This window comes from Xanthomonas sp., assembly GCF_017163755.1.
Taxonomy (GTDB): Bacteria; Pseudomonadota; Gammaproteobacteria; order Xanthomonadales; family Xanthomonadaceae; genus Xanthomonas_A.
On record NZ_JAFIWC010000015.1, the window covers coordinates 13,390 to 35,530 of the forward strand.

Here is a 22,141-nt window from a genome sequence, read left to right on the forward strand (position 1 = left end):
ACGTCACATCGCACCGCCCCATGCGGCCCTGCCCTACCGCGCGATGACCACACCCCAGGGCATGTCGCCCACCGCGATCTGCTTGAGTTCCTTCATCGTGGCCGTGTCGATCACGCTCACGCTGTTGGAGCGGCCGTTGGCCACATAGAGTTTCTTTCCGTCCGGGGTCAGCGCCGGGTTCCACGGCCGCTGTCCCACCGCGATCTCGCCGAGCGTGGCGCGCGCGGCCGGATCGATCACGCTGACCGTGCCGGCGCCGCCGTTGGAGGCGTAGATGCGGCGGCCGTCGCTGGAAATGGTCAGCCCGGCGGTGCGCTGCCCGGCCGGGATGCTGGCCACGCGGCGGCGCGCGACCAGGTCGATCACGTCGACCACGTGCGCCGATTCCTGCGCTACGTAGACGGTGTTGCCGTCCGGCGCGAACGCCATGCCGCGCGGGTGCCCGCTGGTGGCGATGACCCCGCTGGAACGCCCCGCCTTCAGGTCGATCACGTCCAGGTCGCTGGAGGCTTCGTTGCTGGTCAGCAGCCAGGCGCCGTCGGGCGTGTACAGGCAGTGCTCCGGCGCCTGGCCCTGGGTGGCAATGTGCGCGCCGATGGCGAAGCTGCGCGGGTCGATCAGCATCACTTGGTTCTGTCCTTCCACGCAGATCGCGAACTGGTCGCCGCGCGGCGACACCGCGATGCCTTCGGCGTTCTCGCCGATGTCCACGCTGCGCAGCACCCGGTCCTGGGCCACGTCCAGCTCGAGCAGCCGATGGCCCTGGGCGTCGATCACGTACAGGTGCCCGCCCGGGCCCGGCACGATCTGCTGCAGCCGCTTGCCCAGCTGGCCCTGCCCGGACAGCGTGCGCACCACCGCATCCTGGGCGGTGTCGATCACCGAGATGGTGCCGCTGCGCTGGTTGGGCACGTAGGCCAATACCGGCGTCGCGGGCGCTGCGGATGCTGCCGGCGCCGATGCGGTCGCCGCGCCGTCCGCGGGCGCAGGCGCGCGCTGGCAGGCGCCGGCGGCCAGCAGCGCCGCCGCCGCGAGCGCACCGCACATCCGCCTGGCCCATCCGGTCATGGCGCCTTGCCTGCGGTCTTCTTGATCGAATGGATGAAGGCCAGCAGCTTCTCGGTGTCGCCTTCCTTCAGCACCGGCGCGAACGGCGGCATCTGCCCGACCACGTTCTCGTGGCCGACGCGCACCTTGCCGTGCGCGGTCATGCCGGCGGTGCCTTCGTCGATCAGCACGCGCAGGGTGTCGTCGTCGCCGCCGTAGACCCACACGTCGTTGGTCAGCGGCGGGCACATGCCGCCGCCGCCGGTGCCGCCATGGCAGGCACTGCAGCCGGCGGACAGGAAGATCTTCTTGCCCTCGGCGGCCAGTTCGGGCGAGTCCTTCACTGGCGGTCCCTTGGGGATCGGGGTCACTGCCGCGGCCGGCGGCGGGGCGGCGGCTGGCGCGGGTGTCGCGGCGGCGGGTGGCGGTGCGGCGGCGGCGGCCGGCGCGGCAGGGGCCGCGGCCGGTGCCGGCGCTTCCTTGCCGCAGGCCGCCAGCACGCAGGTCAACGCCAGCAGGCACAACCGCAGGTGTTTCTGTACGACGGGGGAGAGAACGACGACGGCAGTACGCATGGACAAACCTTTTCCTTGACGATGTGGTGGGGAACGCAGGCGCACGGCCCGCGGGTGAGGCGATGGGATTCAAGCGCTCATTGCGCGCGCCGCTGCTCGGCCTCCGTCAACAGCTGCGCCAGGGGGGCGTTGCCGCGTTGTTGCGCCAGCGCCGCCGGCGTCTTGCCGTCGGCATCGCGCGTATCGGCCTTGGCCCCGGCCTGCAGCAGCCGGCGCACGATCGCCTCGCGCCCCGCCGCCGCGGCGAGCATCAACGGGGTCACGCCGGCGCGGTTGGCCTGGTCCGGCGCCGCGCCGCGCGCAAGCAGCGCGTCGAGGATCTGCATGTCGTTGCGCGCCACCGCGAACATCACCGGGGTGAACCCGGCCGGATTGCTGCGGCGCACGTCGGCGCCGGCGTCGATCAGCGCCTGCACCACGCCTGCGTCGGCATAGGAGATCGCCAGGTCCAGCGCGGTCCAGCCGTCCTTGGCCACCGTGTCGACCTTGGCGCGGCGCCCGAGCAGCTGCGACACGCTGCGCGTGTCGTTGGACCAGGCCGCCTTCATCAGCGGCGTCCAGTCGCTGCCGTCGCGGCTGTCGACGCTGGCGCCGGCGGCGAGCAGCTCGCCGACCAGCGCCGGCGCCTGGTTGCGGATGGCCTGGTGCAGCGGAGGCTCGCCGAGCAGGTTGGGCCGGTCGGCCTTGGCGCCATGGCGCAGCAGCCAGGCCACGCGCACGCCGTCGCCGGCGTCGATCGCGTGCGCCAGCTCCTGGTTGGGATCGGCGCCGTCGGCGATGCGCAACTGCAGCTGCGCCAGCGCCTGCGACGACGCCTGCGCGCTGGGCGCGGCGGCCTGCGGCGGCGCGGCGTACGGACCATGCGACGCCAGGTCGCCGGTGACGACGCAGTCCTCGCACTTGACCAGCGGCACGTGGTAGTCGCGCAGGATCGCGGCGATCTCCTCGCGCTTGTCGTGCATCGCCTGGTTCAGCGCGTCGCGCAGCGCTTCGTTCTTGCGCGAGACCGCCCAGGCCATCGAATACTCGAGCACCTCGTCGTCGATCGTGTTCAGCGGCACCATGCCCAACCCGTTGCGGCCGGCGTAGTAGCCGGCCACCGGGCCCCAGGATTCGGCGGCATCCAGCTGCCCGGCGACGACGCGCTCGGCCAGCTTGCCCGGATGCTCTTCCGGCGCGGTCGACGAATCGTAGAACAGGTACTGCACGTCGCCGGTCACGCCGTGGTCGTACAGCGCCTGCCGCGCCGGCGAACTCTGGAACACGCCGATGCGCAGCTTCTTCAGCGCCGGATCGTCGAGCGAGGCCGGCGCCAGCGCCAGGCCCTTGCGGGTCACCAGCACGTAAGTCGAACGGTACAGCGGGCGGGTGGGCAGGCCCATCTCGAAATCGCTGTTCATGTCCATCAGCACGTCGCAACGGCCGGCATTGATCGTGCTGCGCGCCAGGCCGCGCTGATAGTAGGTGCGCCACTCGTACTCGAGCCGCCGGCCCATCGCGGCGGCCAGCGTTTGCGCGATCTTGTTCTGGAAGCCTTCGCCGGCGCGGTTGGACAACGGCATGTTGCCCGGGTCGGCGCAGACCTTCAGCACCGCGCCCGCCGACGTGCCGCCGGCGGGCGTGGGCACTCCCGGTGCCGCAGCGGGCGTGGCGGCTGGCGCCGTGGCCGCTGCGGCGGAATCAGGAGCGCGAGCCGTCGAGGACGACGGCTCGCGCGTGCAACCTGCGGCGACGAGTCCGAGGCTGCAAAACAGCAGCACGGCGCGCGCGCCATGAACGCTGCGGGACGAGACGGCCGCCAATGCGCGGCCGCTCGCGACGCTGGCGCGGCGCCGCCGACTCATCGCGCCGTCTTGGCCGCACCGGCCGCCGCGCCACCTGCCGACGCGGTGGCGGTCGGGGTGACGGTCTTGCCGGTTCCGTCGATCCGGAACGTGTGCACCATGCCGCCCAGCGGGATCTTGTCGAAGCCGTTGCTGAAGGCCAGCCCGGCCGCGCCCAGTGCGCCGTAGGGATCGCCCGGATCCAGGCCGCCGGCCACCGGCAGGCCGATCCAGCCGCCGATGCCGGAGAACACCGCCACGTACTGGTGGCCGTTGGCCTTGTAGGCGATCGGGTTGCCGATGATGCCCGACGGCAGCTTGGTCTCCCACAGCTTCTTGCCGGTGTCCTTGTCCACCGCGCGGAACCAGCCGTCGAGCGTGCCGTAGAACACCAGCCCGCCGTTGGTGACCAGGGTGCCGCTCCACACCGGGAACTTCTCCTCGATCTCCCACTTCGACTTGCCGCTGACCACGTCGAACGCCTTGACGATGCCCAGCGCGCCGGGCTTGTTCGGCTTCATCATCACGTTGGCGAACACGTACGGCAGGCCCATCATGGTGTTGCCGCGCTCCTGCGGCTCCAGTTCCATGTGCCAGTTGTTGGTACCGCAGAAGAACACGTTGGATTCGGCCGGGTCGACCGAGCACGGCTGCTGGTCCTTGCCGCCCATCGCCGACGGGTACGCCTGCACCTTCTTGCCGCGCTCCAGCGGCGAATGCTCGGCGACCTTGATCGGGCGGCCGGTCTTCATGTCGATGCTCTCGGCCCAGTTGGCCGGCACGAACTTGTGCGCGCGCAGCAGCGTGCCGTCGCGGCGGTCGAGCACGTAGGCGAAACCGTTGCGGTCGAACTGCACCACCGAGGGCACCTGCTTGCCGTCGATGTCCAGGTCGACCAGGATCGGCTCGTTGACGCCGTCGTAGTCCCACTGGTCGAACGGCGTCTTCTGGTAGCCCCACACCGCTTCGCCGGTATCGATCCTGCGCGCGAACAGGGTCATCGACCACTTGTTGTCGTAGTCGCCGTTGTTGCACTCTTCCTGGGTGGTCTTGCCGCAGCGGTACGACGGGCTCCACAGGCCGGGATTGCCGGTGCCGTAGTAGACCAGCTTCAGCTTCGGGTCGTAGCTGTACCAGCCCCAGGCCGCGCCGCCGCCGCGCTTCCATTCCTCGTTGGGGAAGGTCTTGATGCCTAGGTCGCCGAGCTGGCCGTGTTGCGGGTTGGCCTTGTTGAAGTCCGCGCCCAGGCAGATCGCCTTGTCGCTGCCGGCGGCATCGCACGACCACACCTGCTTGCCGTCGGCCAGCGAATAGGCCGCGACGCGGCCGAGCACGCCGAACTCGTTGCCGCTGATGCCGGCCACGACCTTGCCGTCGGCGATGATCGGCGCCATGGTGATGGTCTCGCCCTTGTCCGGGTGCGCCATCTTCTGCTTCCACACTTCCTTGCCGGTCTTGGCATCGAGCGCGATCACGTCGCCGCTGAGGCTGGCGAACACCAGCTTGCCGTCGGCATAGGAGGCGCCGCGGTTGACCGTGTCGCAACACGCCACCGCCACCGAGCGCTCGTCCTGCTGCGGGGTGTATTTCCACAGCACCTTGCCGCCGTCCTCCTGCGCCGCCAGGTCGATCGCGAACACGTTGTTCGGATAGGCGCTGACCATGTACATCATGTTGCCGATCACCAGCGGCTGGCCTTCGTGGCCGCGGGTCGCGTCGGTCTTCATCTCCCACGACATCTTCAGGTTCTTGACGTTGTCGCGGTTGATCTCGGCCAGCGGGCTGTGCCGGGTCAGGGCGAAGTCGCGGCCGACGCCGCCCCAGTTGTCCGGGTTGCTGGCGTTGGTGGTGAACTCGCTGTCGGTATCGGCCACCGCCGCCGGCGCGGTGGCCGCCGGTGCCTGCGCGGCCGGCGCCGGTGCTGCGGCTTCTTCCTGCTTCTTGCAGCCCGCCAGGACCAGCGTGGTGGCGAGCGCCAACAGCGTCCAAGTACGGGTATGACGGTGATGACTGTGCATCGTTCTACTCCCCTCGTTGAAGAGCCGTTGCGCGTGCCGTCCAACGGCCTGCGCGGCGGGATGTGCGGAAACATCCCTGGAGATGGAGCAATGCGCGTGCCAGCGCACTGTTGCAGTGCGACATCGTTGCCGCACAAGCCTCGCATTCACGCGCGGTCGGCGCCGGTGCTATGGCTGTATCGAAAACGGCACACTCTGCGTCGCGCGTTTGTATCGGTGGCGGCGCAGACGCGCGTGCGTGGGCCCGATGTCCACCGGAACAGCCGGTGGCGAACCAGGCGCAGCGTCTGAAGCCGCGGCGGTGCCGCTCGCTGCCGGTCCCGACGTGCAGGGCCGGCAGCCCCCTGGCGACCGTGCACCCTGCGTATCGCCCGGCGTGATCCGGCCGCCTGCAGACAGACGAAAAGGCGCATCAGCGGCGGGTATCGGTGCGCGCGCTGCGGCCAAGCCGGTTCTCGCGCATCGAGGTCTTGGAACGCCGGAACCGATGGATCGAGGCCACCGGTGTTCTCCACCGCGTCCGCCCGCATCTGCGACGCGAACCGGGGGCGCCTGGCCCCGCTCGATGGCGCTACGGCGACGCGCTGGAGCGCTGCGCGCTCATCCAGGCGCTGCGATGGCGCTCGCTACGGCGGCTGCCGCCACCACGCCAGCAACGCGGCGCAATCGGCGAAATGCAGGTCGGCCAGCGCCGGCCACGGATTGTCCGCATGCAGCAGCACCGTGGTCGCGCCGGCATCGCGGCCGCACTGCAGGTCGTAGGCATGGTCGCCGACCATCGCCAGTTCGCCCGGCGCCACGCCCCAGCGGTCGGCCAATTGCAGGAGGCCGCCGGGATGCGGCTTGGGCGGCGCCTCATCGCGGCCGAGGATCGCGCCGCGTTCGAACACGTCCTCGACCCCGATCCCGCGCAGAGTCAGCTGCGCCAGTTCCAGCGCATTGCGGGTGAGCACCGCCAGGCGGCAGCCGGCCGCGTGCAGCGTGCGCAGCAGCGCCGGCGCGCCCGACGCGGCGGTCGAGGCCAGCGCCAGTTCGCGTTCGTGCTCGAGCAGCCATGCGTGCTTGGCCGCGGCCTGTTCGGCCGGCAATGCGCCCAGGTGGTGCAGGATGTCGGCCTGCGCCGGTATCTGCAGTTCGCGGCGGATCAGCGCGAAGTCGTGCACCGCGCAGGTCAGCGTGCCGTCCATGTCGAACACCCAGTGCCGCACCTGCCGCAGGCGCGCGGCGGACGGCGTCGCGCTCAGTCCCATCCCGGCATCTGCGATCCGTCCAGGCCGCCGGTCTCGAACACCGCGGTGCGGGTGCCGCCGGCCTTCACCGGGAATTCGATCTGCAGCACCGTGGTCTTGCGCGCCAGTTTCCACAGCGCCTTGTCGTCGCTGATGAACATCGCGATCGCCTCGTCGGTGTCCGGGCGCCACGCGGCGGCGGCGCGCGGCGCGGCGTCGTCGGCCTTCAGCTGCACCTTGCAGCCGCCGGCGCAGCGGAAGTCGCCGGCCTGCAGCACCAGGTAGGCGCTGCGCTTCCATTCCGGATGGTCGCGGAACACCAGCTGCACCGGCTTGGGCCCGCTGCCGTCCACATCGACCTTGTCGCGGCTGTACAGCATCGCCGAGCGCTGCGTGCCCTTGCCGGCGGGCACCTGCGAGTATTCCCACGCCGCCTGCATGCGGCGCAGTTCGCGCGCCGCCTCGCCCTTGGCCTTGACCTCGGCATAGCCGGGCTGGATGCGCTCGGCGGCGTCCGAGCCGGGATACTGCTCGAGCAGCGCTGCGCCATGGATGCGCGCCAGGTCCCAGTTGCCGGAGCTCACCGCGCCGTCGTACTGCGCGGCCAGCGCGTCGGCGGCCTGCGCCTGGGCCTGCGCCTGCGCGGCGGCCTGCGCCTTGCGTTCGGCTTCGCGGTCGCCGCAGCCGGCCAGAACGGCGGCGCACAGCGCGCCGAGCAGTATGCGTTTCATCGGGGGACTCCTCGTTGGATCAGGGCGTCGATGGCCTGCGCCACCTCGGCGGGTTTTTCGACGATGGACATGTGGCCGCTGCCGTCCAGCAGCACCTGGATCGCCTGCGGCAAGCGCGCGGCGTACAGGCCGAGCGCGCTGGCGTCGATCACCGCGTCCTGCGCGCTGTTGAGCAGCAGCGCCGGCTGGCGGATCCGCTGCGCCTCGTCGAACGGCGCGAAGGCTTCCTCGCTGCGCCCGATCCGCGCCAGCACCTGCTGTTCGAATCCGGCTTCGCGGCGGCGCCAGGCGGCGATCACCGGCACCGCCCAGCGTGGGATCCGCGGCTTGCTCGGCTCCAGCAGGAACACCGTGTCGATATAGCGGCGCAGCGAATCGGCGTCGTGCACCGCGAACGGGTTGTCGCCGTCCAGCACCGCCTGGCCGAAGGCGTTGTCTTCGAAACGCACGCCGGCGGCGTTGAGCAGGCCGACGCGGTCGAACAGCGCCGGATGGCGCGCCGCGGCGAGCGCGGCGATGCCGCCGCCCATCGAATGGCCGACCAGCACGCATTCGCTGCCCGCACGGCGCACGTACTGCGCGGCGAAAGCGGCCACGCGCTCGGCCTGCGCGGCGAAGCCGTAGTCCTGCCCGTCGATGCGTTGGCTCTCGGCCCAGCCGGGCAGATCGGGAATGAACAGGTGATAGCGCGTGCCGAGCGCATGCGCCAGCGGCAGCCAGTTCTCCTTGCTGCCGGTGAAGCCGTGCACCAGCAGCAGCGTCGGCGCGGCGGGATCGGCCGCGGCGCGGTGCAGATAGGTCCAGCGGTGCCCGGCGACCTGCGCCTGGCAGCGCTGCAGGCCGCTGCCGCGGCGCAGCCGCAGGCCCTCCATGCGCACCAGCAGGAACGGATCGCGATGCACCGCGAACATCGCGCACAGCAGCAACGCCAGCAGCACGGTCGCGGCGAGCGCCAGCAACAGCAGCAACACCATCATCAGCAACATGCAGGAGCCGGGAACCGTAAACGTGCCATGCGCCTACCTTCGCATGCGACCCGGCCTGCGCCAAGTCCTGCATGGGACGGCCTGTTATGGGCGGACTCCGGGGCGTCCGCTAACAAATGTGGGAGCGACTTCAGTCGCGACGGGCTTTATCGGTAAAGCCGTCGCGACCGAAGTCGCTCCCACAGGCGCTGTGTCTATGGCGTGCCGACCTCAGCGCGCGGCAGCGCCCTTGTCGGCCTTGGCCAGCATCTGCTCCACCGACACCGTGGTGATCGGGTGGTAGCCGGGCTTGGCCTTGGCGAAGACCTCCTTGGCGAAGGCCAGGCCTTCGGGCGTCTTCACCAGCTCGCTGTAGATCGGCAGGATCAGCTTGCGCCGGCCGACCCGCTGGATGAACTCGCCCGCCGCCGGCTGCGCCTCGGCGTAGCCGCTGCGGATCGCCAGCGGATACCAGCGCATCGCGATCTCGCCGTTGGCGGTGCCGGTGAAGTGATAGTCCTGGTCGAGCTGCTTGAGCTGCTCGGGCTTGAGCGTGGCGCCCAGGCCGCTGAGGAAGCGCACCCACTCCTGGGTGCTCCACGCGTCGGTGATCTGCTTGCTCGGCAGCGCGCCGCTGCCGGACCAGGCGATGCGCGCGGTGTCGACCATCGAGAAGCTGCGCGAGCGCGCCTTCTGCGCGAACGCAGGGATGCCCGGCTCGTCCAGCCAGGCATGCAGCTCGGCCTCGGTCACCGCGTCGGGCTTCTTGGCCAGCAGGTTCTTCTTCAGGTAGGCGACGAACTGGTCGGTGTCGGCGCTCTGGAAGGCGTGGTCGTCGAACCAGCCGCGCAGGAACGGATCGAAGGCCTCGCGGCCGAAGCGCTGCTCCAGGAACTGCAGGAACCAGGCGCCCTTGACGTAGGCGACGCTGCTCAGCGCGTCGTCCGGATCGCGCTCGGCCAGCGCCGGCAGCGCCAGCGCCTGGTCGGCCGGGCTCATGCCCTTGACCTCGTCGAGCAGGTCGGTCTGGTCGATCTCGCGCTCCATCTCCGCCGCCTCGGCGCCGTACAGGGCCTCGGTGATGCGCGCCTGCACGTAGGTGGTGAAGCCTTCGTTGAGCCAGATGTCCTTCCAGCTGGCGTTGGTCACCAGGTTGCCGGACCAGCTGTGCGCCAGTTCGTGCGCGATCAGCGACACCAGCGACTTGTCGCCGACGATCACCGTCGGCGTGGCGAAGGTCAGGCGCGGGTTCTCCATGCCGCCGAACGGGAACGACGGCGGCAGCACCAGCATGTCGTAGCGGCCCCAGCGGTACTCGCCGTAGAGCTTCTCGGCCGCGGCGATCATCTTCTCGGTGTCCTCGAACTCCTTGGCGGCCTTGTCGGCCATCGTCGGCTCGGCCCACACGCCCGAGCGCGCGGAGATCGGCTTGAACACCAGGTCGCCGGCGGCGATGGCCAGCAGGTAGGACGGGATCGGCTGCGGCATCTTGAACGTGTAGTCGCCGTCGCGCGCCGCGTTCGGGTCGTTGTCGGCACTCATCAGCACCATCACGTCGGGACGCGAGGTCACGTGCGCGCTGTAGGTGAAGCGCACGCTCGGCGTGTCCTGCAGCGGCACCCAGCTGCGCGCGTGGATCGCCTGCGACTGGCTGAACATGAAGGGCAGCTGCTTGCCTTCGGTCATCGACGGCTGCAGCCACTGCAGGCCCGAGGCGGTGGGTGCGGTGCGGTAGGCGATGCGGACCGTCTGCGGCTGGTTCGGCGCCTCGATGGTCAGCTTGCTGCCGTAGATCTTGTCGGCCGGCGCCAGCGCGTACTGCAGCGGCGCCAGCGTGCCCTTGCCGTCGTCGGCCTGCACCGACTCGATGCTCAGCTCGCGCGTGTCCAGCAACAGCTGCCTGGCGCCCTTGTCCTTCCACTCCAGCGTGTAGGTCGCGGTGCCACCGAGCTGCTGCGTGTCGAAATCGACCTTCAGGTCCAGCGCCAGGTCCTTGATGACCACCTTGGACGGCTCGGCGTAGGAGCTTTCGTCATGGCGGCGGTCGGCGGGTTTGGCCGCGGCGGCGGGCGCGGGCTTGGCGGCAGGCGCGGCCGGGTCGGTGGCGGGCTCGCGGGAACAGCCGGCCGCGAAGACCGCGGCCAGGGACAGCAGCAGGAACGGGGAACGCATTGACGGCACCGGTTCGGGGAAAACCGGCAGTTTACCTGCCCGTGCCCGCCGCTGCCGCAGCGCGAGCGAAGCGTCGGGACTGAAGGTCCCTCCCACAAGGGACGCATCGCCAGTTCGGAAACATCCTCTGCCCGAGGGACCGCCCTGCTCGCGCCAGCGTCGCGCTTTTCCGAGTCCCGAGTCCCGAGTCCCCGGTCCCGAACCGATCAGATCCTGTAGCCCGAATGGATCGCCACGATGCCGCCGGTGAGGTTCTTGTAGTGGCTGCGCTCGAACCCGGCCTCGGCCATCATCGCCTTCAGCGCGTCCTGCGGCGGGTGCTTGCGGATGCTCTCGGCCAGGTACTGGTAGCTGTCGGCGTCCTTGGCGAACAGCTGGCCCAGCCGCGGCAGGATCTTGAACGAATGGAAGTCGTAGATCGGCTTGAACCAGTCGGCGGTGACCGCGGAGAACTCCAGCACCCGCGCCTGCCCGCCGACCTTCAGCACGCGGTACATCTCGCGCAGCGCCGCGTCCTTGTCGGTGACGTTGCGCAGGCCGAAGGCGATGGTCACCAGGTCGAAGCTGCGGTCCGGGAACGGCAGCGCCTCGGCGTTGCACTGCACGTAGTCCAGGCCCGCGACCAGGCCGCGGTTGGTCAGCCGGTCGCGGCCCACCGACAGCATGCCGGCGTTGATGTCGCCCAGCACCACCGCGCCCTCGTCGCCGACGCGTTCCTTGAGCAGCGCGGCGATGTCGCCGGTGCCGCCGGCCAGGTCGAGCACGCGGTCGCCCGGCTTGACCTGCGCGGTGGCGACGAAATAGCGCTTCCAGGCCCGATGGATGCCCAGGCTCATCAGGTCGTTCATCAGGTCGTAGTTGCCGGCGACCGAGGTGAACACCTCGCCGACCAGCTTCTGCTTGTCCTTGGCATCGACGTCGCGGAAGCCGAAATGGGTGGTGCCGGTCTTGTAGGGGGATTCGCTCATGCCGGGATTATCGCACTGCTGGCGCCGTCGTGGCCTGCGGCGCCCGGTCGCAGCCGCCGCTGAGCCGGCCGCCGGCCGGGCCGGGCCGCACTGCGCGGCGATCGCGGCAGCGCGCAGCGCCGGCGTCCGCGCCGCGCCGCGCCGCGGCGACGCGCGCGCGGCGCCGGGCGATCGTCAGAACTTCAGCACCAGGCCGAAGTCCACGCCTTCGATGCCGTAGCCGCCGGCGTCGCCCTGACCCAAGTCGGCCGAGGTCTGCTCGTTGCTGTAGGCGATGGTGCAGGTGCCGCCGGCATCGTTGTGGATCCGCGCGTAGTCGGCGTAGAGATAGGCCTTGGCCGACAGCGCGTGCTGGTAGCCCACGCCCCACTTGTCGCAGGTATTGTCCACGTACGACGAATCGCGCCGGCTCCATGCCGCCTTCCATAGCCCGTTGGCGCCCATCGGCGCGGTGAAGCCCAGCAGATAGCCCTTGTGCTCGTGGTAGAAGCCAAGCGCGGCGACATCGAACGGCTGCTGGATGTCGATGCGCTCGTAGAAGCCGTACAGCTTGAGCGGACCGAAGTCGTAGCTGGCGCCGAACAGATTGATCTTGAGCCGGGTCAGCCCGGGCACGTCCTCCCACCACTCCTCTTCGTGGTCGTAGCCGATGCTCAGCGGCCCCTTGTTGTAGGCCAGGATCACCGCATACAGCGGACTGCGGCTGTCGCGGTCGCTGACCCCGAGCAGGTTGGGCGTATAGGCGAAGGTGGCGTTGAACCCTTGCCAGGTGGGCGTGACGTAGACCACCGCGTCCTTGGCCCGCGACACCACCACCTGCAGCGAGCCGGCGCTGGCGACGGAGCGGCCCTTGAACGGATCGTATTGCTTGAGCACCGCGGCGCGGCCGCCGTCGACGGTGCCGCCGAGCAGCGTGCCCCAGCCGCCGGTCGCGCCCAGCCAGGCATGGCGGGTATAGAACGTATCGCCGCCGCTGCCGGCCTCCTCGTCCCCGGTAAGGTTGACGCCGACCTCGACCTCGCCGATCAGGCGGGTGCCGTTGCCCAGGTCGTAGCCGAGCTTGAGGCCGACGTTGCTGCCGTCCGAGCCGGCCGCGCTCTGCAGGTCGTGTTCGGTGCCGGTATCGGCGACCGCGCCGTTGCCGCCGCGGCGGCCGACGTAGCCGATGTCCAGCGTGCCGTACAGCGAGGCGCTGGCCGCGCCGTCGCTCCACTGCAGCCCCTGCGCCTTTTCCTGGTCCTGCGCCTGCGCGCCGGTCGCCACCCCTGCGGCCACGGCCAATCCGCCGAGCCCTTTCCACATCGTGGTGCGCATCGCGTGTCTCCTGCAAGCGGACAACAGCGTTTCTGCAGCAAGGCCTGCGCCGAGCCGGTGATGCGGGGGATGGGGGTAGAGCGTTCATAGCCCTATTTGCGCGGTAAGTAAAGCCGGATGCGCGCGCCGTCCGCAATGCCGATGCGGCGCGCGCGGGGCGACGCACGCGCACACGGCGCCGTGCGCGCCGCACCTGGCCTGTGGTGACAGCCCGCGCCGCGATGCGCACTATGGCGATCTCCCGCCACGGAACGCCTCCGATGATCGCCACGCCCGACTACCGCGCCCTGCTCGACACCGCCATCGCCGAAGCCCGCCAGGGCCTGGCCGAAGGCGGCATCCCGATCGGCGCGGCGCTGTACCACAACGACGGCCGCCTGCTCGGCTGCGGCCACAACCGCCGCGTGCAGGAAGGCGACCCGTCGGTGCACGGCGAGACCGACGCGTTCCGCAAGGCCGGCCGCCAGCGCCGCTACAAGGACACCATCATGGTCACCACGCTGGCGCCGTGCTGGTACTGCAGCGGGCTGGTGCGCCAGTTCAACATCGGCACCGTGGTGGTCGGCGAGTCGGTGACCTTCCAGGGCGGCATCGACTGGCTGCGCGACAGCGGGGTCGAGGTGATCGACCTGCACAGCCAGGAATGCATCGACCTGCTCGGCGGCTACATCGCGGCCCATCCGGACGTGTGGAACGAGGACATCGGCGAGGACTGAGCGCGGCGCACGCGCCGCCGGTGCCGTCGCACCGCCGGCTCGGCCTGCACTGCGCGCCGGCGCTGACGGTTCGCGCCGCGTGCCAGCACCATCGGCTGCGGCTGCGGCTGCGGCTGGCGCAGGCTCGGCCGAATCCTGCCGCGCTGGTGGCGTCGGTGTAACGGATGCCCGAGTCGCGGCGGCGGTTCACCTGCACCGTATCCAGTTCCGTCGGTTCGGCTGCGGGCCCGGCCCCGCGCCGAAGGTGCCGATGCACAGGCCAGCGAACAGCGGAGCGAGAAGGGAAAAGCGACGGCGCATGCGAGCGGGCATGCGCGAGCACGCAGTCGAATGCGCCCGTGAGCGATGTTATGTTATTTCGATTCTGGCAACCCAGGTCGGCATGTCCTCCTCCATTTCCCACGAACGCCTGAAGTCGATCGATCTGCTGCGCGGCACGGTGATGCTGCTGATGCTGCTCGACCACGTGCGCGAGACCTTCTACCTGCATCACCCGGTCGGCGATCCGGTGGACGTGGAAACCGTCTCGCCGGCGCTGTTCGCCGCGCGCCTGCTGGCGCACCTGTGCGCGCCGGTGTTCGTGTTCCTGACCGGACTGTCGGCCTGGCTGTACGCGGCGCGGCAGCCGCACGGCCGTTCCGCGGCGGCGTGGTTCCTGCTCAAGCGCGGGCTGTTCCTGATCGTGCTGGAAGTGACCCTGGTGAACTTCGCCTGGACCCTGGCCTTCCCGCCGCAGGTGCTGTATCTGCAGGTGATCTGGGCGATCGGGCTGAGCATGCTGGCGCTGGCGGCGCTGCTGTGGCTGCCGCGGCCGGCGCTGGCGCTGCTCGGTGCGGTGCTGGTGGCCGGGCACAACCTGCTCGACGCGGTGCACGTGCGCGGCGATGGCCCACTGGCCGCGGCCTGGGCGGTGCTGCACGAGCGCGGCTGGCTGCAACTGGGCGACCTGCGCGTGCGCACCTCCTATCCGGTGCTGCCGTGGATCGGGGTGATCGCGCTCGGCTACGCCGCCGGCCCGTGGTACGGCAGCGCCTTCGGCGCGGCGCGGCGCCATGCGCGGCTGCTGGCCTGCGGCAGCGGCGCGCTGGCGCTGTTCGCGCTGCTGCGCTGGCACAACGGCTACGGCGACGCGCCCTGGCAGGCCCATGCCGACACCACCGGCACCGTGCTGAGCGTGTTCAACGTGACCAAGTACCCGCCATCGCTGCTGTTCGTGCTGCTGACCCTGGGCGTGGGCCTGCTGCTGTTGCGCCTGTACGAGCGTCCGGCGGTGGCGCGCGCGCTGGCACCGCTGGCGGCGATCGGCGCGGCGCCGATGTTCTTCTACCTGCTGCATCTGTACGCGCTGAAGCTGCTGTACCTGGCGGCGCTGGCGTACTGGGGCGCCAACCAGGGCGCGCTGTTCGGCGTGGACCGCGTCGCCACGCTGTGGGCGATCGCCGCGGTACTGGCGCTGGCGCTGTACGCGCCGGTGGCGGCATTCGCGCGGCTCAAGGCGCGGCGCCGCGACCTGGCCTGGCTGCGTTACCTGTGACGGCGCCGGCGCCATGCCGCCAGCGCATCGCGCGCGGGACATAGGCGGCCATCCGCTGCCTTTGATGCAGATCAAGGCGCCGTGGCGGCGGCAGGACTAGGCTGTGGCGATGTCGTCATACCTGCCCTGCATGCCCGGCGTGCGCGCCGCGCCCATCGCCATCCCGCAGGCCGCCGCTGCGGCGGCAGTGCCGAAGCGTCGCTCGCGCCGCGCCGCGGACGTAGTGCGCATGCCGCAGGTGCTGGCGCCGCTCCCGCCTTGCCAGCACAGGACACTGCGATGCGATTGGACATCATCAGCCTGACCGGCGAAGTGTGGTCGGGCGAAGTACGCGAAGTGACCCTGCCCGGCGCCGCCGGCGAATTCGGCGTGCTGCACGGGCATGCCGCGATGCTGTGCGGGCTGCGCGAAGGCATGATCCATGTGCATCCGCGCGATGGCCAGGCGCTGGAGATCTATGTCTCCGGCGGCTGCGTGGAGGTGCAGCCGGAACAGGTGATCGTGATGGCGGACCTGGCGGTGCGCGACGCCGACCTGGACCGCGCGCGCGCCGAGGCCGCGCGCGAACGGGCGCGCGCGCCGATGGCGATGGATTTCGCCGAGGAAGCCTCGATCGCGATCCATGCCGAGCTGATGCACCGCTACAGCGTGCAGCTGCGTTCCGGCGGCTGGCGCTGACCGCGCGGCGGCGGTGGCCGCGCTAGCGCAGCGCGAACGCCGCGACCGCACCGTGCTGCTGGCCGCCGAGCACGCCGGCCAACAGCAACAGCCCGAGCGCCTGCAGCGCCAGCGCGATCGCCGCCACGGCCAGCGCGCGCCACACGCTGGTGCCGAGGATGCCCGCCAGCAGCAGCGTGCCCAGTAGCAGCGAGAGCGCGAAGGCGAGCGGTGCGCTGGCGACCCAGTGGTCCACCGCCCTGGACAGGGCCGCCAGCGCGATCACCGCCAGCAGCACCGACCACGAGTCGCTGCGGCGCGCGCCGACCACGCGCGCGCCGACCATCACCGGCAGCAGGGTGAAGGCCACGACCACGACGACGAACAGGATCAAAGGCATCGCGATGCTCCACTGGCCGGTCGCGTCCGCGCGATGCCGCCGAACCGGCCGCGCGTCCGCCAGGGCGAGGATTGTAGCGAGCCGGCACCGCCGCCGTGCGGCTCATGCAGGCGGCGCACATACATCGCGCACCATCACCCGCACGTCGATGCCGCGCGGATGGCGCACGCACTCCAGCGGCTGCCAGCCCAGGCGCCGGTACAGGCCGCCGTCGTCGGCCTCGGTCTGCAGGTACAGCTGCCGCACGCCCAGCGCCGCCGCGCGCTCCAGCGCATGCGCCACCAGCCGCGCGGCCAGGCCGCGTCCGCGATGCGGCGCCGCCACGTAGACGCCGCCCAGCCAGTGTTCGCGTTCGGCCATGCTCTCGCGCTCGCGGAACCGGAGCGTGACCGCGCCCAGCAGCTCGCCGCGCTCCAGCGCCAGCACCACCAGCGGGATCCGGTCCGCGTTGCAGTAACGCGCCAGGCGCTCGCACTCGTCCTGCAGCGTCCTGCCCGGCACCCGATGGCCCCATTGGCGGAAGTACCACCGCGCCAGCGTCGGCAGCCGCTCGCGGTGGTTGGCCAGTACGTCGAATTCCATCGGCGTCTCCTTTCGGCCCAATGTAGCGCAAGCTCCGGTCGCTGCGCACGCCAAGCCGCGCCGCGCAGGCGTGCGCCCGCCCTCGCCGCCTTCGTCCGCGGCCGGCGCAAACGAAAGACCCGCCGGACGGCGGGTCTTCGTGTCTGCAACCGGCGCGGCGGATCAGAGAATGTAGCGACTCAGGTCCGGGTCCTGCACCAGCTCGCCCAGATGCGAGTCCACATAGGCGGCATCGACGGTGACGCGCTGGCCGTCGCGGTCCGGCGCTTCGTAGCTGAGCGTATCGAGCAGGCGCTCGAGCACGGTGTGCAGGCGCCGCGCGCCGATGTTCTCCTGGCGTTCGTTGACCAGGAACGCGATCTCGGCCAGGCGGTCGATGGCGTCGTCGGTGAAGCTCAGGGTCACGCCCTCGGTCAGCAACAGCGCTTCGTACTGCTTGGTCAGCGCCGCCTTGGGTTCGGTGAGGATGCGGATGAAGTCGTCCTTCGAAAGCGCCGACAGCTCCACGCGGATCGGGAAGCGGCCCTGCAGCTCCGGGATCAGGTCGCTGGGCTTGGCCAGGTGGAACGCGCCGGAGGCGATGAACAGGATGTGGTCGGTCTTGACCGTGCCGTACTTGGTGCTGACGTTGGAGCCTTCGACCAGCGGCAGCAGGTCGCGCTGCACGCCTTCGCGCGAGACGTCGCCGCCGCCGACGTTGTCTCCGCGCTTGGCGACCTTGTCGATCTCGTCGATGAACACGATGCCGTGCTGCTCGCAGGCCTCGATCGCCGCCGCGCGCACGTCCTCCTCGTTGACCAGCTTGCCGGCTTCCTCCTCGATCAGCAGCGGCCGCGCCGCCTTGATCGCCAGCTTGCGCGACTGCGACTTGCCGCCGCCCAGGTTGGAGAACATCTGCCGCAACTGCTGGCCCATCTCCTCCATGCCCGGCGGGGTCATGATGTCCATGCTGACGTTGACCGCCACGTCCAGTTCGATCTCGCGTTCGTCCAGCTCGCCGGCGCGCAGCATGCGCCGGAACTTGCTGCGGGTGTCGTTGTCCTGCGCCGAGGGCTCGTTGCGCGCCGCCTCCGGATCGAAGCCGATGCCGGCGCTGCGCCGCGGCAGCAGCGCGTCGAGGATGCGGTCCTCGGCGCGGTCCTCGGCCTGGGTGCGCACGCGGGTCTTGGCCTGTTCGCGGTACAGCTTGACCGCGGTGTCGGCCAGGTCGCGCACGATCTGCTCCACGTCCTTGCCGACGTAGCCGACCTCGGTGAAGCGCGTGGCCTCGACCTTGACGAACGGCGCATTGGCCAGCGTCGCCAGGCGCCGCGCGATCTCGGTCTTGCCCACGCCGGTGGGCCCGATCATCAGGATGTTCTTCGGCATCACTTCGTTGCGCAGCGCGTCGGGCAGCTGCATGCGCCGCCAGCGGTTGCGCAGGGCGATGGCGACGGCGCGCTTGGCGTCGTGCTGGCCGACGATATGGCGATCGAGCTCCTGCACGATCTCGCGCGGGGTCATGGTTGGGGTGTCGGGATTGGGCATTGGGGATTGGGGATTCGTAGAAGCGGAATGGGAACGATCGATGCGTGTCCGGGTACAGGGAAAGGAGCGCTTTTGCGAATCCCCAATCCCGAATCCCGAATCACAGCTCCTCGACCACCACGTTGCGATTGGTGTAGATGCAGATGTCGCCGGCGATGTTCAGCGATTCGACGGCGATGGTCCTGGCGTCGAGCGTGGTGTGGCCGAGCAGCGCGCGCGCCGCCGACAGCGCGTAGGAGCCGCCGGAGCCGATCGCGATGATGCCGTCTTCCGGCTCGATCACGTCGCCGGTGCCGCTGATGATCAGCGAGGTCTCCTTGTCGGCCACCGCCAGCAGCGCCTCGAGCTTGCCCAGCCGGCGCTCGGTGCGCCAGTCCTTGGCCAGTTCCACCGCCGCGCGGGTCAGCTGTCCGTGCTTTTCCAGCTTGGCCTCGAACAGTTCGAACAGGGTGAAGGCGTCGGCGGCGGCGCCGGCGAAGCCGGCCAGCACCTGGCCGTCGCGGCCGAGCCGGCGCACCTTGCGCGCATTGCCCTTCATCACGGTATGGCCAAGCGTCACCTGGCCGTCGCCGGCGACGGCGACATGGCCATCGCGACGCACCGACAGGATCGTGGTGGCGTGGAAAACATTGGGGTTCTGACTGGGATCCATGCGGCCTCCGGAGCGATTCCTCAGGTGTGGGGGCACGCCGCGCCCCGTTCAAGCGTCCGCCGGCCGGCCGCTACTTCTCGCATGGCCCGGGCGTTCCGGCTCCGGTTCGATGCCCCAGGCCAGATACCAGTCCTCGCCCTGCGTCTCCAGCGGATGCATGGTGCGTCCGGAGCCGTTGCCGCAGGCCAGCTGGTCCGCGGCGCAATAGCGGTCGCATCCCCAGCAGATGCGCTCGGGGTGCTTGGGGTGCAACGGAAACGGTTTCGCCATCGGCCTGTCTCATACGCTCCGGCGGACAGCGTGCCCGGCCGCGGCGCAGGACGCCTTGACCAAGCGCAAGCGCGCGCGAATCAGCCGCCCGTACCGCCTGCGTTCATGCCTGCGGCTTGCGCTTGGCGCGCGGATGCGCCGCGTCGTAGACCTTGGCCAGGTGCTGGAAGTCCAGGTGGGTGTAGATCTGGGTGGTGGCGATGTCGGCGTGGCCGAGCAGTTCCTGCACGCCGCGCAGGTCGCCGGAGGATTCGAGGATATGGCTGGCGAAGCTGTGCCGCAGCATGTGCGGGTGCACGTGCTTGAACAGGCCCTGGCGTCCGGCCAGCTGCTTGATGCGGATCTGCACCGCGCGCGCGCCGATCGGGCCGCCGCCGCGTCCGGGAAACACCGGCGCCTCGCCGGCCGGCCGCTGCTGCGCCTGCCACTCCAGCAGCGCCTTGCGCGCGTGCGAACCGACCGGCACCTGGCGCTGCTTGTTGCCCTTGCCGAGCACGGTGACCACGCCGGCGACGAAATCCAGGTCGCGCCAGCGCAACGCGCACAGCTCGCTCAGGCGCAGCCCCGACGAGTAGAACAGCTCCAGCAGCGCGCGGTCGCGCAGCCCCAGCGGCGCATCGGTGGGCACTTCGACCAGGCGCACCGCCTCGTCGGCATCGAGCACCTGCGGCAGCTTGCGCGGCGCCTTCGGTGCACGCAGCGCGGCCGCGGGGCTGGCGAGGATGCGGCCGTGCTTGAGCAGCCACGCATAGAAACTGCGGCACGCCGACAGCCGCCGCTGCAGGCTCTTGGGCGACAGCCCGCGCCGGTGTTCGGCGGCGATGAAGCCGCGCAACTGCTCCGGCTGCAGCGCCTCCAGCGCGGCGACGCCCTGCGCCTGCGCCCAGTCGGCCAGCGCCGCCAGATCGCGCCGGTAGGCATCGAGCGTATGCGCGGACATGCGGCGTTCGATCTGCAGGTAGTCGAGGAAACGGGACTCGGGACTCGGGACCCGGGACCCGGTTTCAACAGCGGCAGCATCGGCCGACGCGCCCGACTGCGCTTTTCGAGTCCCGAGTCCCGAGTCCCGAGTCCCGGCCGCTTTCATCGCTGCAACGCCACCGCCAGCGACTCGCCCATCATGCGCAGGAACAAGGTGCCCATGCCGGGGTAGAACCGGTTCGGATCGCGGCTGCCGACCGCGACCAGGCCGATGCCCGGCAGCGGCAGCAGCGCGGTGGACTGCACTTCTTCGACGCGCTCGGCGTACAGCAGCGCCTGCTTTTCCGGCTGCAGGCGCCCGCAGATCGGCTCGCCGTCCTTCAGGCAATCGCGAAACGGCGCCAGCCGCGGGTCCTCGGCGTCGAGCACCTGCAGCCACGGCGCGTCGTCCAGGCCCGGCACCGGCTGCAGCAGCACGATGCGCACCAGGTCGCCGTTGAAGTCCTCCTGCAGCGAGGCGGCCATCGCGCGCAGGGTGTCGGCCGGCGTGCGCTGCCGCATCAGCGCCAGGGTCAGCTGGTGGGTGCGCACCGCCAGGCGCTCGTTGACCTGCGCGTTGGCGGCCAGTTCGGACAGGCGCCGCGACAGCTCGCGGTTCTTGTCGCGCAGCACTTCCAGCTGGTAGGTGGCCAGCGACGCGGCCGGGCCCTCGTCGCGCGGCACCACCAGGGTCAGCGCCAGGTCCGGAAACTGCTTGAGGAAGGCCGGATGGCGGCGCAGCCATGCGGCGACTTCGTGCGCGCCGATCTTTTCCTGGATGTCGCTCATCGGATCCACTCTCCATCGAAGACGAAACTGGCCGGGCCGGACATCACCAGCTCGGCGTCGTCCTGCGGCCAGCGCACGCGCAACTCGCCGCCGGGCAGGCGGATGCGCACGTCGCGGTCGATCCGCCCGCGCTGCATCAGCACCGCGGCCGCGGCGCAGGCGCCGCTGCCGCAGGCCAGGGTCTCGCCGACGCCGCGCTCGTACACGCGCAGCCGCACCAGGGAGCGGTCCATCACCTGGGCGAAGCCGACGTTGACCGAATCGGGGAAGGACGCATGCTGCTGCAGCAACGGGCCCAGGCGTTCGACCGGCGCGGCGTCGACCAGGCCCACTTCCAGCACCGCATGCGGATTGCCCATCGACACGGCGCCGAAGCGCACCGTCTCCCCCTGCAGGGTCAGCAGGTATTCCTCGCGCGCGCGCGGAAAGCCGATCAGCGGCACCGCCTCGGGGGCGAAGCGCGGCACGCCCATCGCCACGGCGAACTGGCCGTCCTCGCCGCGCTCGATGCGGTGCGACGCGAAGGGGCTGTCGATGACGAAATCGCCGTCGCCGGCAGCGCCGTCGCGGACCAGCCAGGCGGCGATGCAGCGCGCGCCGTTGCCGCACTGCCCGGCCAGGCTGCCGTCGGTGTTCCAGATCCGGTAGCTGGCGACCGCCGCGTCGCTGCGCGGCGCTTCCACGGTCAGGATCTGGTCGCAACCGATGCCGAAGTGGCGGTCGGCCAGGCGCACCGCCAGTGCCGCGTCGGGCGGCGGATCGCCGCCGCGCAGGTCCAGCACGACGAAATCGTTGCCGGCGCCGTGCATCTTGGTGAAATGCAGGCGCGGCGCGGCGCTGGCCTCACTCATTCCCATCGGTGGTGGTGTCGTCGACCGGCTTCTGCTGGCCGTCGACCGGCTGCGCCTGGTCGGCCGGCTCGGTGGTCGCCGGCGGCGTGGCCTCGTCCGGGTTCGCCGGTGCGGCCGGGGTCTCCACCGGTACCGGCTTCTGCGGCATCACCAGCGGGCCCTTGTTTCCGCACCCGACCAGCGCCAACAGAGCGGCGCCGACCAGTGCGATACGTATCGGATGACGGAACGTTGTGCTCATGCGCCGAGTATAGCCAGAAGGGCATGAACCGGCTGTGCCGCATGCGGCATCCCGGCCCCGACAGGCCCGGCCGCGGAGGCGGTGCGGCACCGGCGCACTGCGCATTGCGCGGTGCCGACG

At 70.6% G+C, this 22,141-nt stretch carries 22 protein-coding genes; 3 read left to right on the forward strand and 19 right to left on the reverse strand.

Annotated features, from left to right (window positions below):
* Positions 1-33: 33 nt before the first annotated feature.
* The 10 genes from JR065_RS11375 to JR065_RS11420 all read right to left on the reverse strand — a co-directional run bounded on the left by JR065_RS11375 (position 34) and on the right by JR065_RS11420 (position 12,842).
* The gene (locus JR065_RS11375; RefSeq protein ID WP_206234293.1) at positions 34-1,068 is read right to left on the reverse strand and encodes a beta-propeller fold lactonase family protein; all 1,035 of its coding nucleotides are present in this window, start codon (positions 1,066-1,068) and stop codon (positions 34-36) included.
* On the reverse strand, positions 1,065-1,661 hold the full coding sequence (locus tag JR065_RS11380; protein ID WP_429001860.1) for a c-type cytochrome: 597 nt from the start codon (positions 1,659-1,661) through the stop codon (positions 1,065-1,067). Before JR065_RS11380 ends, JR065_RS11375 begins: the two co-directional genes overlap by 4 nt.
* 38 nt (positions 1,662-1,699) lie before the next feature.
* Complete coding sequence (locus JR065_RS11385) at positions 1,700-3,466, reverse strand: quinoprotein dehydrogenase-associated putative ABC transporter substrate-binding protein (RefSeq protein ID WP_206234295.1); 1,767 nt, start codon at positions 3,464-3,466, stop codon at positions 1,700-1,702.
* Positions 3,463-5,463, reverse strand: coding sequence for a methanol/ethanol family PQQ-dependent dehydrogenase (locus JR065_RS11390; RefSeq protein WP_206234297.1), 2,001 nt, complete (start codon positions 5,461-5,463; stop codon positions 3,463-3,465). The genes JR065_RS11385 and JR065_RS11390 overlap by 4 nt, the downstream gene beginning before the upstream one ends.
* Before the next feature lie 626 nt (positions 5,464-6,089).
* Positions 6,090-6,713, reverse strand: a complete 624-nt coding sequence (locus JR065_RS11395) for an HAD family hydrolase (protein WP_206234298.1) — start codon at positions 6,711-6,713, stop codon at positions 6,090-6,092.
* The gene (locus JR065_RS11400) at positions 6,704-7,423 is read right to left on the reverse strand and encodes a hypothetical protein (RefSeq protein WP_206234300.1); all 720 of its coding nucleotides are present in this window, start codon (positions 7,421-7,423) and stop codon (positions 6,704-6,706) included. The genes JR065_RS11395 and JR065_RS11400 overlap by 10 nt, the downstream gene beginning before the upstream one ends.
* Complete coding sequence (locus tag JR065_RS11405) at positions 7,420-8,409, reverse strand: alpha/beta fold hydrolase (protein ID WP_206234301.1); 990 nt, start codon at positions 8,407-8,409, stop codon at positions 7,420-7,422. Before JR065_RS11405 ends, JR065_RS11400 begins: the two co-directional genes overlap by 4 nt.
* 210 nt (positions 8,410-8,619) lie before the next feature.
* On the reverse strand, positions 8,620-10,560 hold the full coding sequence (locus JR065_RS11410; protein ID WP_206234302.1) for a M1 family metallopeptidase: 1,941 nt from the start codon (positions 10,558-10,560) through the stop codon (positions 8,620-8,622).
* A 206-nt stretch (positions 10,561-10,766) separates the two neighbouring features.
* Positions 10,767-11,528, reverse strand: coding sequence for a bifunctional demethylmenaquinone methyltransferase/2-methoxy-6-polyprenyl-1,4-benzoquinol methylase UbiE (gene ubiE, locus JR065_RS11415; RefSeq protein ID WP_206234303.1), 762 nt, complete (start codon positions 11,526-11,528; stop codon positions 10,767-10,769).
* A 174-nt stretch (positions 11,529-11,702) separates the two neighbouring features.
* On the reverse strand, positions 11,703-12,842 hold the full coding sequence (locus tag JR065_RS11420) for a porin (RefSeq protein WP_206234304.1): 1,140 nt from the start codon (positions 12,840-12,842) through the stop codon (positions 11,703-11,705).
* Positions 12,843-13,102: 260 nt separating this feature from the next.
* Here JR065_RS11420 and JR065_RS11425 point away from each other — a divergent pair, with 260 nt between their 5' ends.
* The 3 genes from JR065_RS11425 to atpC all read left to right on the forward strand — a co-directional run bounded on the left by JR065_RS11425 (position 13,103) and on the right by atpC (position 15,770).
* Positions 13,103-13,558: a nucleoside deaminase gene (locus JR065_RS11425; protein WP_206234305.1), complete on the forward strand. Its 456-nt coding sequence runs from the start codon at positions 13,103-13,105 to the stop codon at positions 13,556-13,558.
* 382 nt (positions 13,559-13,940) lie between these two features.
* Positions 13,941-15,092 (forward strand): DUF1624 domain-containing protein, encoded by a 1,152-nt coding sequence (locus JR065_RS11430; RefSeq protein WP_206234307.1) that lies wholly within the window; start codon positions 13,941-13,943, stop codon positions 15,090-15,092.
* Positions 15,093-15,371: 279 nt separating this feature from the next.
* The gene (gene atpC, locus JR065_RS11435) at positions 15,372-15,770 is read left to right on the forward strand and encodes an ATP synthase F1 subunit epsilon (protein ID WP_206234308.1); all 399 of its coding nucleotides are present in this window, start codon (positions 15,372-15,374) and stop codon (positions 15,768-15,770) included.
* A 22-nt stretch (positions 15,771-15,792) separates the two neighbouring features.
* Here the strand turns inward: atpC and JR065_RS11440 are convergent, their stop codons facing one another.
* From JR065_RS11440 to lptM, 9 genes are all read right to left on the reverse strand, one after another.
* Positions 15,793-16,149: a hypothetical protein gene (locus JR065_RS11440; RefSeq protein ID WP_206234309.1), complete on the reverse strand. Its 357-nt coding sequence runs from the start codon at positions 16,147-16,149 to the stop codon at positions 15,793-15,795.
* Between the two features lie 102 nt (positions 16,150-16,251).
* The gene (locus JR065_RS11445) at positions 16,252-16,731 is read right to left on the reverse strand and encodes a GNAT family N-acetyltransferase (RefSeq protein ID WP_206234310.1); all 480 of its coding nucleotides are present in this window, start codon (positions 16,729-16,731) and stop codon (positions 16,252-16,254) included.
* A gap of 162 nt (positions 16,732-16,893) precedes the next feature.
* A complete protein-coding gene (gene hslU, locus JR065_RS11450) occupies positions 16,894-18,258 on the reverse strand; it encodes an ATP-dependent protease ATPase subunit HslU (protein ID WP_206234311.1) in 1,365 nt (454 codons plus the stop codon).
* A 100-nt stretch (positions 18,259-18,358) separates the two neighbouring features.
* Entirely contained in the window at positions 18,359-18,910 is a 552-nt protein-coding gene (gene hslV, locus JR065_RS11455; RefSeq protein ID WP_206234312.1) for an ATP-dependent protease subunit HslV, read from the reverse strand.
* Between the two features lie 48 nt (positions 18,911-18,958).
* Positions 18,959-19,180: a DUF3079 domain-containing protein gene (locus JR065_RS11460; RefSeq protein WP_206234313.1), complete on the reverse strand. Its 222-nt coding sequence runs from the start codon at positions 19,178-19,180 to the stop codon at positions 18,959-18,961.
* A gap of 103 nt (positions 19,181-19,283) precedes the next feature.
* A complete protein-coding gene (gene xerC / locus JR065_RS11465; RefSeq protein WP_206234314.1) occupies positions 19,284-20,267 on the reverse strand; it encodes a tyrosine recombinase XerC in 984 nt (327 codons plus the stop codon).
* Complete coding sequence (locus JR065_RS11470) at positions 20,264-20,929, reverse strand: DUF484 family protein (protein ID WP_206234316.1); 666 nt, start codon at positions 20,927-20,929, stop codon at positions 20,264-20,266. Before JR065_RS11470 ends, xerC begins: the two co-directional genes overlap by 4 nt.
* Positions 20,926-21,780 (reverse strand): diaminopimelate epimerase, encoded by an 855-nt coding sequence (gene dapF, locus JR065_RS11475; protein ID WP_206234317.1) that lies wholly within the window; start codon positions 21,778-21,780, stop codon positions 20,926-20,928. Before dapF ends, JR065_RS11470 begins: the two co-directional genes overlap by 4 nt.
* On the reverse strand, positions 21,773-22,021 hold the full coding sequence (gene lptM / locus JR065_RS11480; RefSeq protein ID WP_206234319.1) for an LPS translocon maturation chaperone LptM: 249 nt from the start codon (positions 22,019-22,021) through the stop codon (positions 21,773-21,775). The genes dapF and lptM overlap by 8 nt, the downstream gene beginning before the upstream one ends.
* Between the last annotated feature and the right edge of the window lie 120 nt (positions 22,022-22,141).

Coding starts and splice junctions, on each gene's coding strand:
- JR065_RS11375 (WP_206234293.1), bottom strand. CDS start 1,068: ATGACCGGATGGGCCAGGCGGATGTGCGGTGCGCTCGCGGCGGCGGCG.
- JR065_RS11385 (WP_206234295.1), bottom strand. CDS start 3,466: ATGAGTCGGCGGCGCCGCGCCAGCGTCGCGAGCGGCCGCGCATTGGCG.
- JR065_RS11390 (WP_206234297.1), bottom strand. CDS start 5,463: ATGCACAGTCATCACCGTCATACCCGTACTTGGACGCTGTTGGCGCTC.
- JR065_RS11395 (WP_206234298.1), bottom strand. CDS start 6,713: ATGGGACTGAGCGCGACGCCGTCCGCCGCGCGCCTGCGGCAGGTGCGG.
- JR065_RS11400 (WP_206234300.1), bottom strand. CDS start 7,423: ATGAAACGCATACTGCTCGGCGCGCTGTGCGCCGCCGTTCTGGCCGGC.
- JR065_RS11405 (WP_206234301.1), bottom strand. CDS start 8,409: ATGTTGCTGATGATGGTGTTGCTGCTGTTGCTGGCGCTCGCCGCGACC.
- JR065_RS11410 (WP_206234302.1), bottom strand. CDS start 10,560: ATGCGTTCCCCGTTCCTGCTGCTGTCCCTGGCCGCGGTCTTCGCGGCC.
- ubiE (WP_206234303.1), bottom strand. CDS start 11,528: ATGAGCGAATCCCCCTACAAGACCGGCACCACCCATTTCGGCTTCCGC.
- JR065_RS11420 (WP_206234304.1), bottom strand. CDS start 12,842: ATGCGCACCACGATGTGGAAAGGGCTCGGCGGATTGGCCGTGGCCGCA.
- JR065_RS11425 (WP_206234305.1), top strand. CDS start 13,103: ATGATCGCCACGCCCGACTACCGCGCCCTGCTCGACACCGCCATCGCC.
- JR065_RS11430 (WP_206234307.1), top strand. CDS start 13,941: ATGTCCTCCTCCATTTCCCACGAACGCCTGAAGTCGATCGATCTGCTG.
- atpC (WP_206234308.1), top strand. CDS start 15,372: ATGCGATTGGACATCATCAGCCTGACCGGCGAAGTGTGGTCGGGCGAA.
- JR065_RS11440 (WP_206234309.1), bottom strand. CDS start 16,149: ATGCCTTTGATCCTGTTCGTCGTCGTGGTCGTGGCCTTCACCCTGCTG.
- JR065_RS11445 (WP_206234310.1), bottom strand. CDS start 16,731: ATGGAATTCGACGTACTGGCCAACCACCGCGAGCGGCTGCCGACGCTG.
- hslU (WP_206234311.1), bottom strand. CDS start 18,258: ATGCCCAATCCCGACACCCCAACCATGACCCCGCGCGAGATCGTGCAG.
- hslV (WP_206234312.1), bottom strand. CDS start 18,910: ATGGATCCCAGTCAGAACCCCAATGTTTTCCACGCCACCACGATCCTG.
- JR065_RS11460 (WP_206234313.1), bottom strand. CDS start 19,180: ATGGCGAAACCGTTTCCGTTGCACCCCAAGCACCCCGAGCGCATCTGC.
- xerC (WP_206234314.1), bottom strand. CDS start 20,267: ATGAAAGCGGCCGGGACTCGGGACTCGGGACTCGGGACTCGAAAAGCG.
- JR065_RS11470 (WP_206234316.1), bottom strand. CDS start 20,929: ATGAGCGACATCCAGGAAAAGATCGGCGCGCACGAAGTCGCCGCATGG.
- dapF (WP_206234317.1), bottom strand. CDS start 21,780: ATGAGTGAGGCCAGCGCCGCGCCGCGCCTGCATTTCACCAAGATGCAC.
- lptM (WP_206234319.1), bottom strand. CDS start 22,021: ATGAGCACAACGTTCCGTCATCCGATACGTATCGCACTGGTCGGCGCC.